The following is a 14,920-nucleotide window of genomic DNA, read 5'->3' on the forward strand; positions in this document are numbered from 1 at the left end:
CTCGTGCTGGCCGCGCGCGTGCTGGTCAGCCGACCTGCGCGAGCGCGGCGGCGAGCCGGGTGGTGGAGCGACCTGGGTGGAACGGGACCGTGACGACGCGGCCGCCCCACTCGGCGAGCGTGGCGGCCTCGGGGAGGTCTGCCGCGTCGTAGTCGCCGCCCTTCGCCCACACGTCCGGTTGGAAGCGACGGAGCGCCTCGTCCGGCGTCTGCTCGTCGAACACGATGACGGCGTCGACGCAGTCCAGCGCGAGCAGGAGCTCGACGCGGTCGTCCTGGGTCATGATCGGGCGCTCCGGGCCCTTGAGGGCGCGCACCGACTCGTCGGAGTTGAGGCAGACGACGAGGCAGTCGCCGAGCGCCCGTGCCGCCGAGAGCGTGCGGGCGTGGCCGGCGTGGAGCAGGTCGAAGCAGCCGCCGGTGGCGACGACGGTCCCGCCGTCCGCCCGCACACGGTGCACCAGTCGGACCGCGTCGCGGTCGGTGCCGGGCACCGCGACCGGCGCCGGCTCGGCGAACAGCGCTGCGACGCCGCCGGCCGCCAGGTAGGCGGACGCGTCGGCGACCCCGGCGGCGACGGCGTCGACGACGTCCGCACCGTCCGCCAGGGCGACGGCGACCCCGGCGGCGAGCCGGTCGCCGGCGCCGCACGGGTCGCCGACGGTGGTCGACGGTGCCGGCACGAACCGGCTCCCGGACGCCGAGGCGACCAGGGCGCCGCGGTCGCCGAGGGTCACCGCGACGGAACCGGCGCCCCACCGTTCCCGCAGGGCCACGGCGGCGTCGGTCGCGAACGGGACGCCCTCGCCGGTGAGTCCGCTGACGCCACGGGCCTCGGCGGCGTTCGGGGTGGCGACCGTGGTGCCCGGGACGGGGTCGGCGCCCTTCGGGTGCGGGTCCCAGACGACGGGCACGCCCCGCGCCGCGGCCGCGCTGATCGCCTCGCGGACCGCGGGTGATGCGGCGACGCCGCGACCGTAGTCGGCGACCACGACGGCGTCGACCCCGTCGAGCGCGGACGTCATCTCCGCGGTGGCGTCGGGCACGGGAGGCGTGGCGCACCCCTCGTCGATCCGCACGAGGGCGTGGTCGACGACGCGCACCCGGGTCTTCACGGGGGTGGGGGCTCCGGACGGGCCGGCGACGACCCGGACGTCCGGCAGGAGCGAGCGGATCTCGTCGCCCCGGCCGTCGTCGGACAGCACCGTGACGAGCGTCACGTCGTGGCCGTCGCGGGCGAGCATGGTGGCGACGAGGCCGGCACCGCCCGCCCGGCGGTCGTCGGTGCGCACGTCGACCACGGGGACCGGTGCGTCCGGACTGAGCCGTTCGCTGGTGCCGGACACGTCGACGTCGAGCAGCGTGTCCCCGACGACGGCGATCCGGTGGGCGACGCGGAGCGGGGCGCCGGTCACCGGCGGGCTCCGCGGCGGAGTGCCGGTTCCATCGCGCGGCAGAGCGCGTGCACGAGGACGAGCTGCGCCTCCTGCACGTTCGCGGACGGTCCGTCGATGCAGATCGCGTCGTCGACCGCGGACGCCAGCGGGTTCGGCCGCGGGCCGGTCATCGCGATCGCGAACGCACCGACCGCGCGGGCGGCCTCGGCGGCGCGCAGCAGGTTCGGGCTCTTGCCGCTCGTCGACAGCAGGACGACGACGTCGCCGGCGCGGGCGTGGGCGCGGACCTGTCGCGCGAAGACCTCGTCGTAGCCGTAGTCGTTCCCGATTGCCGTGACCGCGGAGGTCTCGGCGTGCAGCGAGATCGCCGAGTAGGCGGGCCGGTCGCCGTCGAAACGGCCGGTGAGCTCCGACGTCAGGTGCTGTGCCTCGGCCGCGGACCCGCCGTTGCCCGCAGCGAGGAGGCGGCGGCCGGCGACGAGACGCGTGGCGATGTCGTCGGCCCAGGCGGCGATGTGGTCGCCGTGGTCGACGAGCGAGGCGATGACGGGGACGGACGCGGCGACGTGGTCGCGGACGACGCGGACGCTGTCGTGGACGGTCCCGGACGGCGTCGCGGGCACGGCCTCGGTCGGGGAGATGGTCATCGTGCGGTCCTCTCGGTGGCGACGGTGCGGGGGCTGCCGCCGCGGCGGCCTGGGCGGGTGTCGGCGACGGGACGCCGACCGGAGCGGGCGTCCCCGACCCCGACGGCACCGGCCCCGACGGCACCTCCGGCAGCAACACCTGCGGCGACGCCGGCGGCGGACACGGCCGAGCCGCCGGCGAGCAGTCGGTCGTAGACGCGTTCGCTCTCGGCGGCGACCTTCTGCCAGGTGTAGCGCGAGACCGCACGCACACGTCCCGCGGCACCGAGTTCGGCCCGCCGCTCCGGGTCGTCGAGCAGCGCGCCGACGGCGTCCGCGACGGCCTCCTCGTCGCGGGGCGGCACGTGCAGGCCGGTGGCGTCCTCCACGACGGTGTCGATGAGTCCGCCGACGCTCGAGGCGACGACGGGCCGTCCGCACGCCATCGCCTCGAGCGGGACGATGCCGAAGGGCTCGTACCAGGGCGCGCACACCACGACGTCGGCGCTGCGGTAGACGGCGGGCATGTCGTGCTGACCGAGCTGGCCGCGGAAGGTCACGTGGTCGCGGATCCCGAGGTCGCGTGCAAGGGCGTCCAACCGCTGGTACTCGGGGTCGTCCTGCAGGTCGGCACCGGCGGTCCCGGCCCCGCCGACCACGACGAGCTCGACGTCGCGGCCCTCGTGCACCAGCGAGGCGACGGCGGCGATCGTCGTCCCGACGCCCTTCCGCTGCACCAGGCGTGAGGCGGTGAGCACCCGCTGGGCGCGTCCGCGCTCCTCGACGGAGCCGTCCGGACGGAACGTGTCGACGTCGACGCCGCACGGGACGACCGAGATCCGATGCAGCGGGACGCCGAGCGCCTTGAGCTCGAACGCCTCGTCGGAGCACGTGGCGACGACCTGGTCGACGCTGCGGCCGACCGCGGGCTCGACCCATTCGCGCTCGGCGGGGCTCGTGTCGGCGGCGCCCTGGTGACGGCGCTTCACGACGCCGAGGGCGTGGAAGGTCTGCGCCACCGGGATCCGGGTGCCGCCCGTCCGGGCCTGGACCTGGGCGACGGCCTCGAGCGCCGCGTGACCGGACATCCAGAAGTGTGCGTGCACGACGTCGGGGCGGTCGACGAACCACTCGGCGGCGAGCACGGCGGCGAACGTCCCCATGTACGGGAACAGGTCGTCCTTGGGCACCCGGCGCGCCGGTCCCGCGTCGACGTGGACGACCTCGACGCCCGGGCGCAGCAGGACCCGCACCGGCAGGTCCGCGTCCTCACGACGCGTGTAGACGGTCACCTCGTGCCCGCGGTCGGCGAGCGCGGCGGACAGCTCCGCCACGTGCACGTTCTGTCCTCCGGCGTCGACTCCGCCGAGGGTCGCGAGCGGGCTCGCGTGCTCGGACACCATCGCGATCTTCATCGGGCACTCCCTTCCAGTGCGACCGCGGTCGCGCCGTTCCGTCGCGCGGACCGCGCGTTCCGGTGGTCGGAGACGGCCCGGTCGAGCAGGTCGTCCCAGTCAGCGGTGAAGCGGGCGAGCCCGTGGCGCTCGAGCGCGGCTTCCCGGGCGACCGCGCCGCGACGGCGCGCCTCGTCCGGGTCGTCCAGCAGCAGCCGGGAGGCACGCACCAGCTCCTCGACGTCGGTCGCGATCGCGCCGGCGTCGGCAGGGACCGTCCGCGGTGCGTCCGTCGTGGCGAGGACGAGCACCGGCATCGCCATGTGCATCGCCTCGATGAGGGAGAGCCCGAGGGAGGTCCACCGGTTCGGGTGCACGTAGGCGCGGCGTTCCGCGAGCGCTCGGTGCATCGGGTCCGACGGGACGTCCCCCTGCGCCACTACACGGTCGCCGAAGCCGAGCTCGCCGATGCGCTCGGTGCCGATGCCCCACAGGTCGACCGGGGCCTCGGTGGCGAAGCGGGGCAGCAGGTCGGTGCCGACGACCCGGCCACGGCGGACCGGCTCGTTGATGACCACGCCGAACCGCTCGAGGGTGCCGGTCCAGAGCGGCCCGGGGTCGACGACGCCGTGCTCGACCACGGTGGTCGGTGTCGTGCCGCAGTCCCACATCAGGGCGTTCCAGTGCGTGACGTGCGCGATCCGGAGGTCGTCGCGGTCACGGAGGGGATGCCGGCTGTTCGGCACGTCCGTCCGTGGCGCGTTGTGCTCGACGAACACGATCGGCACGTCGCGACCCGCCAGCAGTCGCTCCGCCGCCGCGAGCTCCTCGGTGCGCTGCAGCACGACCACGTCGACCTCGGCGTCCGCGACGTCCTCGGGTGCGATCTCCAGGACGGAGTCCGGCCAGTCCCGTCCACCCCGTCCCAACCCGTCGGCGTCGCGCGCCGCGTTCGTCGGGACGAGGTACTGGTGCTGGCCGCGGACGAACGCGTCCATCCAGCCACCGTGGACGTGCCACACGAGGATGCGCATGCAGGCCTTCCGGTCGGAGCGGGCGAGAGGACGAGGAGCAGGGGAGGTGCAGCACCAGTAGAAGGAGCAGCAGCAGTGGCGCACGCTACGCAGCGCCTCCTCCGTCAGCCCGCAGGAACCGACCGGTTGATCCGCGGAACGCGGTCGAGGAGTCTCCGGTGCGCTTCCCGCACATCGTCGACGCCGACCCGCGACAGGCACGGGTGTCCCGGGACGGGGCACTCCCGGGCCCGGCTCAGCCGGCACGGCGCGGACTGGTCGCCGAGCAGCTCGACGAGCGGCGCGTACGGCGCCCACTTGACGGCGGGGACGACGGGGGAGAACAGGCTGACGATCGGCGCTCCGACCGCGGCCGCGAGGTGCGCCGGTCCGGTGTTGCCGACGACGACCACCTCGGCGCCGGCGAGCACCGCCGCCAGCTCGGCTGGGCTGGTCCGGCCGCCCAGGTCCACGCCGCCCGCGCCGGCCACCTCCGCCGTCAGCGCCCGCTCGCCGGGCGATCCGGTGACGACGACCGGTGTGCCGTCCGCGACGTACGACGCCACCAGCGCGCGGTGCAGCTCGGCCGGCCAGGAGCGGGCCGGCACGCTCGCGCCGGGGTGCACCACCACGTACCGGCCCAGGCCGGCCACCTCGGGAGGTGCGACGGCGTCGTGTCGAACCTCGAGCCTCCCGGCGTCGTCGTCCGGCAGTGCGAACCCCGCAGCCTGCGCGATGCGGAGGGCGCGTTCGGGTTCGGGCAGGTCCTCCGGGAGGTCCTCGCCGGGACGCAGCCGGACGTCGAGGAGCGATCCGGGGTGGTCGACCGACGCCCCGCTCACCCGGGGGACACCGGCCAGCCGGAGCAGCATCGCGAGCGGCAGCGGCGACTGGTGGAAGGAGGTCAGGACGACCGCTTCGTCGGGTCGTTCCTCGGCGACGAGTGCCCGGAACTCCGTCAGGACGGCGTCGTCGAGCGGTCGGTCGGTCTCGGTGACCCACGGCGCCGCCCACGTGCGCAGCGAGTCGACGCCGGGCAGCAGTGCCCCGGCGGGAGCGCCCTGCGGTCCGCAGAGCAGCGTGACGTGCGATGCTCCGGAAGCGACCGCACGGACCGCCGGACCGGCGACGAGGACGTCGCCGAAGGAGTCGAGGCGGGCGACGAGGACCCGCGGTCGGGTCGTGGTCATGCCGTGCGCACCGCCCGTGATGCCAGCACGAGAGACACCGCTTCGTCGAGGTCGGCGGCCACGGTGTCCGCGGCGTCGACCTCCTCCCGACGGGTCCGCGGGGTCGGCACGAGGATGCCCTGTGCCCCGGCGGCGCGGGCCGCTCCCACGTCCGCGCCGATGTCCCCGATGACGACGAGCTCGGCGACGGGGACATCAAGCACCTCGGCGGCGGCCAGGACCAGGCCCGGCCGCGGCTTCCGGCAGTCGCACCCGTCGCCGGCGTCGTGCGGGCAGACGCACCACACGTCGAAGGGTCCGACGAGCTCGTCGACCCGCGCGTTCGTCGCGGCCACCTGCTCCGCCGTGGCCATGCCCTTCGCGATGACCGACTGGTTCGTGACGACCCCGAGCCGGAGTCCCGCCGCCCGCGCCCGTGCGACCGCCCGGCGCGCCCCGGGCACCGGCACCACGAGGTGCGGATCGGCGTTGTAGGGCACGTCGACGACGAGCGTGTCGTCGCGGTCAAAGAGGACACCGCCCACGGGGCGGTCCAGAGCGAGGGCCATGAGCCAAGCCCTACCGGCCCGGGGGTGCGGGGCCGTCCAGGATGAGCCGCAGGACGCGGACCCGTGTCGGCGCGCAGGGGGCGACGGATACCGTCCGGTCGGTGACCGCGCTCCCGACCATGCCCCCGTCCGACGGCCGACCCGACCTGCTCGTCCTCCGCGCCATCAAGCTCGGTGACCTCCTGGTCGCCGTGCCCGCCCTCACGGCCCTGCGGCGGGCGTTCCCGGGCCACCGGATCACCCTGGCGACGACCGCCTGGCTCGCCCCGGTGGTCGAACTCGTGCCGGCCGTCGACGTGCACCTCGCCCAGCACGGGCTCGACCACGCGATCGCCGCGCCCGTCGGATCGGTCGACGTCGCGGTCAACCTGCACGGCGTCGGCCCCGAGTCGTCGGACCTGCTCGACGCCCTGCGTCCCGCGCGGGTGATCGGTCACCGCGACCCCGCTCGTGGACACGACGGTCCGGAGTGGCCGGAGGGCGTGCACGAACGCGCACGCTGGGCCGACCTCGTCTCCTGGCACGGGATCCCGGCCGACCCCGCCGAGGTCGCCATCGACCGGCCCGTCGAGCCGTCCGTCGCCCCGGGCGCGGCCGTCGTGCACGTCGGCGCGTTCCACGGCGCGCGCCACTGGCCGACGGACCGGTTCGCCGCGGTGGTGCGGGGGCTGCGCGACCGCGGGCACGAGGTGGTCCTGACGGGAGGCGCGGACGACGTCGAGCGCGCCCGTGCCGTCGCGGAGACGGCCGGCCTGGCGCCGGGGGCGGTGCTGGCCGGCGTGGTCGACCTGCAGCCGTTCGCCGCGGTGGTCGCCGACGCGGCGCTCGTCGTCACCGTCGACACGGGTGCGGCGCACCTCGCCTCGGCGTACGGGGTGCCGTCGGTCGTGCTGTTCGGCCCGGCTCCGCCCGAGGCCTGGGGTCCGCCGGCGGAGGGTCCGCACGTGGTCCTCACCGACGCGTCGCAGCGGCTCGGCGACGTCTTCGCCGAGGAGCCGGACCCGGCACTCCTCGCGGTGTCGGCGAAGGACGTGCTGGCGGCGGTCGACGGGCTCGGTGCCGTTCCGCGCACGTCCGTGCCCGCGTCGTGACCCGCCCCGCTCCCGAGCAGTAGCGTCGGGGAGGAGCGGTCGGACGCGCCGGCCGCCGGGAGGGAACCACCGTGTTCGAAGCCGCGAACATCCGGGACTGGATCGGCCTGCCGGTCGTCGACGAGAACGACGAGCGCATCGGGGTCCTCGAGAGCATCTACTACGACACCGCGACCTCGGACCCGGCGTTCGCGTCGGTCACCACCGGACTGGTCGGCTTCCAGAAGCTCCTCTTCGTCCCGCTGACCGGTGCGCTCGTGGCGCCGAAGCACCTCATCGTGGCGTACGCGAAGAAGCTCGTGAAGGACGCACCGAGCATCCCGACCGACGGCGAACTCGACGCCGCGGTCGAGCCGGGGCTGTACGAGCACTACGGGCTGGCCTACCAGACCGGCAGCGGCGGCGAGCGGCGGCTCGGTCGCCGCTGACGCCGGCGAGGGCGTCCGTCGAGCCGGAGCGGCTAGCCTGGTCGCTCCCTGCCCGACCGCGCCCGTCCGCGCCCGTCCACCGGAGGCTCCGCTGCGCCGCACCGCCCGCCCGAGGCCCCTCGCCGCCCTGGTGCTCGTCGCCGTGCTCGGCGTGCTCGTGCCCGGACTCGTCGGCGTCGTCCCGGTCGGCCCCGGTGCCGGAGGCGGGGCGACCGTCGCGGCCGCGGCGCCGTCTTGGCCGGTCCCGCAGCCGTTCCCGGTGTCGTCGGACCCGCCTGAGCGGCTCACGGACCTGCCGCTGGGCAGCGAGTACGTGGCGCTCGGCGACTCGTACTCCGCCGGGTACGGCCTCGCGGACCCGTCGCACCTGCCGACCAACGCGTGTGCCCAGTCGGCGCGGGACTACCCGCACCGCATCGCCGCGCGGTTCGGGCTCGCCTTGACCGACGTCACCTGTGCCGGTGCGACGAGCACGGACGTGGTGTCCGGCCACCAGTTCCACGGCGTACCGCCGCAGATCAGCGCGCTCTCCGACTCCACCCGGCTGGTGACGCTGACGATCGGCGGCAACGACGCCGACCTGTTCGGCACGGCCGCGTCCTGCTTGGCCCTGTCCGCGAAGGGACCGGTGTTCTCGGGTCGGGACGCCCCGTCGTGCGAGAGCACCTTCGTGCGCGACGGCGAGGACCAGCTCGCCACGCGCATCGACTCCCGTGTGGCGCTCGGGATCGCGACGACCCTCGCCCGGATCCGGCAGGCCGCACCGAACGCGATCGTCGTCTTCCTCGGGTACCCGGCGATCTTCCCCGACACCGAGCACACGCCGGAGCGCGGGTGCTTCCGGTCGGCGGTGGACCTCGCGACCCTGGCCGGGTCGTTCCCGACGAACTCCTACCCGTTCACGGACACCGACGTCGCGTACCTGCACGACGTGCAGGCACGACTCGACACGGTCTCCGCGGACGCCGCGCGAGCCGCCGGGGTCCGCTTCGTCGACGTGTTCGCGAGCACGCAGGCACGGTCGGCGTGCGCGACGGAGCGGCCCTACGTCGCCGGAGTGTCCCTGGACGGCTCCGGCGACCTGCAGCGGATCGACATGCGACCCGGAGCGCTGCACCCGAACGAGCGCGGCGTGGCCTACCTCGCGAAGCGGGTCGCCTCGGCCGTCCGGTCGCTCGCGGGCTGAGCATCGCCCGTCCGGTCCGCGAGCACTCCGGCCGCGGGACCGTCCTCGTGCGCGGTCGGCGGGACGACGCACACGGGGGAGACGGTGGCGCGGAGGACGTCGTGCAGTACCGAACCGGACAGGGCGTGCACGTGGCCGCGACCGAGCACGACGAGGCAGGCCGTGCGCGTGTGGCCGGCGATGGCGCGACCCGGGTGTCCCTCCACCAGGAGCGGTCGCACCCGCAACCCGGGGTGCCGTTCGCGGAGGGTCGCCGTGACGCGCTCGAGCAGCGCCGCGTTGCCCGTCCGCCAGCGCAGCGGATCCTCGACGAACTCGGTCAGTCCCGTCCGGGTCAGGACGGGCATCTCCCACGCCGCAGGACGGTCAGCCGCCGGTTCCGTCGCGTCGCCTCGTCGACCGCGACCCGCACCGCCTGCTCGTCGAGCGGCTCCTCGACGGCCAGGACGACGTCGCCGTCGATCGGGTGCGGCGCGTCGGGCACCACCACCGTGGGGACCGCGGCGCGGGCGGCGATCCGCGCCGGGTCGCCACCGGCCGTCGAACCCCGGCGGCTGCGCCACGTGCCGACCACGAGCAGGTCGCTGTCGTCGGACTCGGCGACGAGCGCGTTCGCGAACGACCCCGCGTGCCGACGGACCTCGACCTCGGCGCCCGGGACCGCGGCGCGGGCCGCGTCGGCGAGCGCCTCGACGGCGGGTCGGCCGTCCGGTCCGGCCGGGCCGTCCAACGCCGGGTCGACGCCGATCACCCGGATCCGCTCGATGCCCTCCGCGTGCGCCGCGATCCAGCGCAGCGCCTCGTCGTGGGGTCGCGCTGCGTCCGCCGCGAGCGTGACCGTCGTCCACCGTCCGTCCATCCCGATCGACCTCCTCGTGCAGGCCAGTGGGGCGTCTCGTGGCGCTCCTTGCCGCGCAGGGTACTCCGCAGCGCGCGGTGCCGTAGCCTCGGCTCGTGCGGACGAGTGCGGGACTGCTGCTGTTCCGGTCCGGCCCGGCCGGCACCGAGGTCTTCCTCGTGCACATGGGCGGGCCGTTCTGGCGCAGCCGGACGCGCGCGTGGTCGATCCCCAAGGGGGAGCTCGAGGAGGGGGAGGCCGCGCTCGACGCCGCCCGCCGCGAGTTCGCCGAGGAGGTCGGGGTGCCCGCGCCGTCGGGGGAGCCGGTCGACCTCGGCACGTTCCGCCAGTCGGCGAAGGTCGTCCGGGTGTTCGCGCTCTCGGCGCCGGGGTTCGACGTCGACCGCGTCCGCAGCGCCACCGTCCGCGTCGAACTGCCGCGCGGCTCCGGCCGGTTCGTCGACGTCCCCGAGGTGGACGACGGGCGGTGGGTGCCGATCGGTCAGGCCGGCAGCCTCGTCGTGCAGGGCCAGGTCGCGGCGCTCGACGTGCTCGCGCAGCGGCTCGGGGACTGACCGGGACTGACCGGGACTGACCGCGACTGACCGATCCTGCCCGGGCCTGGTTGGGCCTGGCCGGAAGCCGCACGCCGGAACCACGGCCCCTGGACCGCGTCCGCGCTGCGTGGATAGCCTGTGCGGACGTCCAGGTGTCGGGGCCCGGGCACGGGAACCACCAGGGGAGTCCTCATGCAACGCTGGCGCGCGATCACGGCTGGACTGACCGCCCTCGCACTCGGATCGGGGCTCGCGCTCCTCGGCGCGTCCACCGCGTCGGCGGAACCGGTGCAGCAGTGGGGGACGTTCACGCTCTCCGGCGGGAGCAAGGCCTACGCCGGCACGGTGACGATGGCCGGTTTCCCGGCGACCACCTTCACGAGCGACTCCCGCCAGTCGACCGTCGTCAGCGGCAACTCGACGTGGCAGTCCGCGTCGACACCGCCCGGTCAGCGCTTCGGCACGAGCCGTGGCAGCACCTACCTGAACCAGCGGCCGCTCGCCGACCAGTCGGGTCAGCCGTCCACCACCACCTACACGTTCTCCGAGCCGACGCCGGTCGGCAGCTGGGCGTTCGTGCTCGGCGACGTCGACGCCGACCAGGCGATGATCTCCGCCACCGTGCAGGGCGGCGGGCAGGCGACCGCGGCGCAGCTCGGGTTCCAGAGCGTCTACAACTCGTGCTCGGCGGTCGTGTCCGGTGGCTGGTCCTGCTCCCCGGACCCGAACGGCACCACGGGGAGGGACCTCCCGACCTGGGACGCGGCCAGCCGGACCCTCGTCGGCAACGCGACGTCGACCGACACCGCCGGGGCGACCGGGTGGTTCTCGCCGACGGTCCCGCTCACCAGCCTCACCATCACCTTCGAGCGACGGAGCGGGTTCCCCGTCTACCAGACCTGGTTCGCCAGCCGGGCCGCGGGTCTGACCGGCACCGCGACGCTCGACGGTGCGCCGCTGCCGGGCGCGACGGTGACCGTGACCGCGCCGCGCGGCACGGTGTACACGGCGGTCACCGGCGCAGACGGGTCCTACAGCTTCCCCGCGCTCGCGCAGATCGACGGCTACACCGTGACGGTCACGCCGCCACCGGGAGCGGACATCGATCCCGCCCTGGCGACGCAGACGGCGGACCTCGTCGGCACCGACGACACCGCGGACTTCCCGTTCACCTCCCCGTCCGGCACCTCCTCGATCATCGGGCAGGTGGTCGACGGCGACGTCCCCGTGGCCGACGTCCCGGTGACCATCACGGACCCGACCGACCCGGCGAACCCGATCCAGACCACGACGAACGACGCCGGGGTCTACACCGCCGCCGGACTCCCGCCACGCACGGACGTCCAGGTCGCCGTCGACGGCCAGACGCCGGTGACCGTCACGACCAGCGAGCCCGGCACCGCCGCGACGCCCGACCCGATCGACGCCGGCCCGGTCGTCAGCACCGTGTCCGGGACCATCACCCTCGACGGCGCTCCCCGGGCCGGCACCACGGTCGAACTGCTCGACTCCGACGGCGCGGTCGTCGCCACCACAGCCACGGACGCCCAGGGCCGGTACGCGTTCGCGACGCTCCCGGGCACGTACACGGTGCGTCCCGCGCTCCCCTCTCCGGACGCCGAGGGGCCGACGACCGGCTCGTCCGTGACGCTCACAGCCGGGGCGACCGCGACCCGCGACTTCGTCTTCACCACGCCCGCCGCGCCGGTCCCGGTCACGACCAGCGCCACCGGACGGGTGGTCGACACCGACGGCACGGCGGTGGTCGGCGTGACCGTCACGGCCACGCCGGACGACCCGACCGTCGGCGCCCCCGTGACCACGACGACGGACGCGGACGGCGCCTACACCCTCGACGGTCTCCAGCCCTCGACCGGGTACACGGTGGCGGTCGCGGGCAGCGACCGGACGGTCTCGTTCACCTCCGGGCCGGACCAGGCCACCGTCGTCACCGTCCCCGACCTCGTCGTCGCGGCCGCGACGGCGGTGCCGACCCCGACGCCGACACCGGCTGCGGGTCCGACCGCCGTCCCGATCTCCGACGGGGGACCGGCGCCCGCGACCGGAGCACTCGCGTACACCGGTGCCGACCTCGGACCCGGCATCGTCGCCGCCGGCGCCCTGGTCCTGCTCGGGGCGGGGCTCCTCACGATCCAGACCGTCCGGCGCCGCCGGGCCCTTCACCACCAGGGCTGAGCGCCCGCGGGACCCTCAGCACCAGGGCTGAGCGCCCGCGGGACCCTCAGCACCAGGACCGAGCGCCCGCCGGCCCCTCACCACCAGGACGGGGCCCGCGGGACCGCTGCCTTCCCGACGCATCGGCGACACGCCCGGGATCCACGCTGCCTCCAGCCGGGAACACTCCGCGTCCGCGCGCCGTTGGAGCGCTCCGAGGACTTTCACGGCAGACCCTCTCGCGGCACACGGACACCCCGTGTCACACTGGAGGAGCGCACTCGCCGTGGAGTCGTACCCATCCCACACATCCACAGCTCGAGCGCGCAGCCCCTCGTCGTCTCTTCGACGTCCGCAGTGCGCCCGGACGTCCCCAGCGAGGAGGTCAGCCCCGTGTCCACCACCACCCGAACCTCGGCCGTGCCCACGCCCACGCGGCCGATCACCGTGACGAGCCAGTCCATCGTCGGCATCGCCGTCCTCGGGCTCGCCACGTTCTTCGCGATCACGACCGAGCTCATGCCTGTCGGGCTGCTCGGCACCATGAGCCGCGACCTCGGCGTCGCGGAGTCGAGCATGGGGATCGTCGTGACCGTCTACGCCGCGGCGGTGGCGCTCCTCGCCCTCCCGTTGACCTCGCTGACGGCGCGTCTGCCGCGCAAGGCCGTCCTCGTGTCGACGCTCGTCGGCTACGCGGTGTCGAACGTGCTCGTCGCCCTCGCACCGTCGTTCGCGGTCGTCTGCGCGGGCCGCGTCGTCGGGGGCGTGGCGCACGCGCTGTTCTTCAGCGTCGCGTCGGCGTACGCCACCCGGATCGTGCCGCCGCGGCTGGCGGGCCGCGCGATCGCGTTCGTCTACTCGGGCAGCTCGCTGGGCTTCGTGCTGGGCGTGCCGCTGGCCACCTGGGTGGCGCAGACGATCGGCTGGCGACCCGCGGTGGGCGCCGTCGCCGTCGCTGCTGCCGTGCTCGCGGTCGTGGCCCTGCTCTTCCTGCCGGCGGTCCGCGGCGCCTCGTCGCCGCACATCGGCTCGCCGCGGGCCTGGGCGCGGACCGGGCTGCTGTCGGTCGTGGTCGCCGACCTGCTGCTCTTCGCGGGGCACTACGTCGTCTACACGTACATCGGGCCCTACACCGTCGACGCCGGCCTCGACGCGCACCTGGTCTCGGGCGCGCTGCTCCTGCTCGGCGCGACGGGCGTGGTCGGCCTCTGGCTCGCCGGGCTCTTCGTGGACCGGGCACCCCGTCAGACGCTCGTCGTCGCGGTCGCGGTGATGGCGGCGGCGTTCGCCGTCCTGCCGTTCGTGCACGGGTCGCTGCTCGGCACGATGGTGGTCGCCGGGGTCTGGATGGCCGCGAACGGCACCACGGGGACGCTGTTCATGGCCGCGGCGATCCGGACCGGGGGCGTCTCCCCGGACATCGCCGGCGCCCTCGTCAACGGGGCCTCGAACATCGGCATCGCCGCCGGAGCCGCCCTCGGCGGACAGGCGCTCGGTGCGATCGGCCTCCAGTGGCTCCCGCTCGCGGGCGGGGCGGTTCTCCTGGCATCCCTCGGCGTCGTGGTCGTCGCCCGCCGTGGCTTCCCGGTCCACTCGCACACGCAGGAACACCTGTCCACCTCGTCGCTCGAGGCGATCACGTCGTCGCTCGCCGTCGTCACGACCTCGGTCCCGGTGATCAGCCGAGCGATCCAGACCGTCACCGGTTCCGTCGGCATCGCCACCGGTTCGGTACGGACGCGCCCGTCCGAGTGACGATCGGCCGTCGGGCAGTCCGGCCTCAGTAGGAGTCCGTCACGCTGCCCTGGACACCGCCGCCCCGCAGCCAGAGGGTCAGCGTGCCGCTGGTGGACTGGGCGGAGAGCGAGACGGAGCCGTGCAGTGCGTCCTCGCGCGGGTAGCAGGCGGTCGTCGACTGGATGCGGTCGGCCGTCGCGACGAGGCAGATCGTCGAGCGGTCGGTGCCCACCCCGGCCCACACGTTCCAGGGGGTCTCGAGCGAACCGCCGTCCAGGGCGCGGTTCGTGAACACCAGGCGGGTCGAGTGCAGGCTGACGGGAGCGTCCACCGGGCCGGGGAGCTGGTCGGCGTAGGTCTGCGGCAGGTCGAGCAGCTGCTCGAGCGTGACGGCCCCCGCCGTCGGTGTGACGGTCGGCGCGGCGGGCGTCGTCGTCCGCGCGGTGCCGACGACGGTGCCGGCGCCGAACGCCACGCCCACCGCCGCGACGACGCCGAGCGCGATCCAGAGCGGTGGTCGGGTCGGCCGTAGCAGACCGCGCATCCGACCACGCCATCCGGACGGGAGGCCCGGCGCACCACCCACGGGCGCGGTCACGCCGGCGTCGTGGTCGCCGCCGACGCCCGATGGTCCGGTACCGGCACCACCCGCCAGGGCCGCCGCTGGCCCCGCGGACGCGGGCAGCCCTGTCGGCGATTCCGCAGGCGCCGCTGACGGGGCTGCCGGAACACGAGGCGGTG

At 75.1% G+C, this 14,920-nt stretch carries 15 protein-coding genes; 6 read left to right on the forward strand and 9 right to left on the reverse strand.

Going from position 1 to position 14,920, the window contains the following annotated elements; all coding sequences use genetic code 11:
• Positions 1–25: 25 nt before the first annotated feature.
• The 6 genes from Csp2054_RS11255 to Csp2054_RS11280 form a co-directional block, all read right to left on the reverse strand.
• Positions 26–1,414, reverse strand: coding sequence for a PfkB family carbohydrate kinase (locus Csp2054_RS11255; RefSeq protein ID WP_096899402.1), 1,389 nt, complete (start codon positions 1,412–1,414; stop codon positions 26–28).
• Entirely contained in the window at positions 1,411–2,043 is a 633-nt protein-coding gene (locus Csp2054_RS11260) for an SIS domain-containing protein (RefSeq protein WP_096899403.1), read from the reverse strand. The genes Csp2054_RS11255 and Csp2054_RS11260 overlap by 4 nt, the downstream gene beginning before the upstream one ends.
• On the reverse strand, positions 2,040–3,437 hold the full coding sequence (locus Csp2054_RS11265; protein ID WP_096899404.1) for a glycosyltransferase: 1,398 nt from the start codon (positions 3,435–3,437) through the stop codon (positions 2,040–2,042). Before Csp2054_RS11265 ends, Csp2054_RS11260 begins: the two co-directional genes overlap by 4 nt.
• On the reverse strand, positions 3,434–4,450 hold the full coding sequence (locus tag Csp2054_RS11270) for a glycosyltransferase (protein ID WP_096899405.1): 1,017 nt from the start codon (positions 4,448–4,450) through the stop codon (positions 3,434–3,436). Before Csp2054_RS11270 ends, Csp2054_RS11265 begins: the two co-directional genes overlap by 4 nt.
• A gap of 104 nt (positions 4,451–4,554) precedes the next feature.
• Positions 4,555–5,619 (reverse strand): glycosyltransferase family 9 protein, encoded by a 1,065-nt coding sequence (locus Csp2054_RS11275; RefSeq protein WP_096899406.1) that lies wholly within the window; start codon positions 5,617–5,619, stop codon positions 4,555–4,557.
• Positions 5,616–6,167: an HAD family hydrolase gene (locus Csp2054_RS11280; RefSeq protein ID WP_096899407.1), complete on the reverse strand. Its 552-nt coding sequence runs from the start codon at positions 6,165–6,167 to the stop codon at positions 5,616–5,618. The genes Csp2054_RS11275 and Csp2054_RS11280 overlap by 4 nt, the downstream gene beginning before the upstream one ends.
• A 101-nt stretch (positions 6,168–6,268) precedes the next feature.
• Between Csp2054_RS11280 and Csp2054_RS11285 the strand changes: the two genes are divergently transcribed.
• From Csp2054_RS11285 to Csp2054_RS11295, 3 genes are all read left to right on the forward strand, one after another.
• A complete protein-coding gene (locus Csp2054_RS11285; protein WP_096899408.1) occupies positions 6,269–7,258 on the forward strand; it encodes a glycosyltransferase family 9 protein in 990 nt (329 codons plus the stop codon).
• A gap of 71 nt (positions 7,259–7,329) precedes the next feature.
• Positions 7,330–7,686 carry a PRC-barrel domain-containing protein gene (locus tag Csp2054_RS11290; RefSeq protein ID WP_096899409.1) on the forward strand — a complete coding sequence of 119 codons (357 nt, stop codon included), beginning with the start codon at positions 7,330–7,332 and terminating at the stop codon, positions 7,684–7,686.
• Between the two features lie 130 nt (positions 7,687–7,816).
• On the forward strand, positions 7,817–8,872 hold the full coding sequence (locus Csp2054_RS11295) for an SGNH/GDSL hydrolase family protein (RefSeq protein ID WP_176491670.1): 1,056 nt from the start codon (positions 7,817–7,819) through the stop codon (positions 8,870–8,872).
• On the opposite strand, the gene Csp2054_RS11300 is transcribed toward Csp2054_RS11295, so the two are convergent.
• Both Csp2054_RS11300 and Csp2054_RS11305 read right to left on the reverse strand, forming a co-directional pair.
• On the reverse strand, positions 8,824–9,219 hold the full coding sequence (locus tag Csp2054_RS11300) for a hypothetical protein (protein WP_096899411.1): 396 nt from the start codon (positions 9,217–9,219) through the stop codon (positions 8,824–8,826). The genes Csp2054_RS11295 and Csp2054_RS11300 overlap by 49 nt on opposite strands.
• Positions 9,207–9,731 carry a hypothetical protein gene (locus tag Csp2054_RS11305; protein ID WP_096899412.1) on the reverse strand — a complete coding sequence of 175 codons (525 nt, stop codon included), beginning with the start codon at positions 9,729–9,731 and terminating at the stop codon, positions 9,207–9,209. Before Csp2054_RS11305 ends, Csp2054_RS11300 begins: the two co-directional genes overlap by 13 nt.
• Before the next feature lie 95 nt (positions 9,732–9,826).
• Here Csp2054_RS11305 and Csp2054_RS11310 point away from each other — a divergent pair, with 95 nt between their 5' ends.
• The 3 genes from Csp2054_RS11310 (at position 9,827) to Csp2054_RS11320 (ending at position 14,197) form a co-directional block, all read left to right on the forward strand.
• Positions 9,827–10,285, forward strand: coding sequence for an NUDIX domain-containing protein (locus Csp2054_RS11310; protein ID WP_096899413.1), 459 nt, complete (start codon positions 9,827–9,829; stop codon positions 10,283–10,285).
• Positions 10,286–10,459: 174 nt separating this feature from the next.
• Complete coding sequence (locus tag Csp2054_RS11315; protein WP_096899414.1) at positions 10,460–12,463, forward strand: collagen binding domain-containing protein; 2,004 nt, start codon at positions 10,460–10,462, stop codon at positions 12,461–12,463.
• Between the two features lie 372 nt (positions 12,464–12,835).
• The gene (locus Csp2054_RS11320; RefSeq protein WP_141399240.1) at positions 12,836–14,197 is read left to right on the forward strand and encodes an MFS transporter; all 1,362 of its coding nucleotides are present in this window, start codon (positions 12,836–12,838) and stop codon (positions 14,195–14,197) included.
• Positions 14,198–14,222: 25 nt separating this feature from the next.
• Here Csp2054_RS11320 and Csp2054_RS11325 read toward each other — a convergent pair whose 3' ends face one another.
• Positions 14,223–14,777, reverse strand: a complete 555-nt coding sequence (locus tag Csp2054_RS11325; RefSeq protein ID WP_141399241.1) for a hypothetical protein — start codon at positions 14,775–14,777, stop codon at positions 14,223–14,225.
• Between the last annotated feature and the right edge of the window lie 143 nt (positions 14,778–14,920).

Origin of the sequence: Curtobacterium sp. 'Ferrero' (assembly GCF_002412165.1) — a bacterium.
Classification (GTDB): domain Bacteria; phylum Actinomycetota; class Actinomycetes; order Actinomycetales; family Microbacteriaceae; genus Curtobacterium.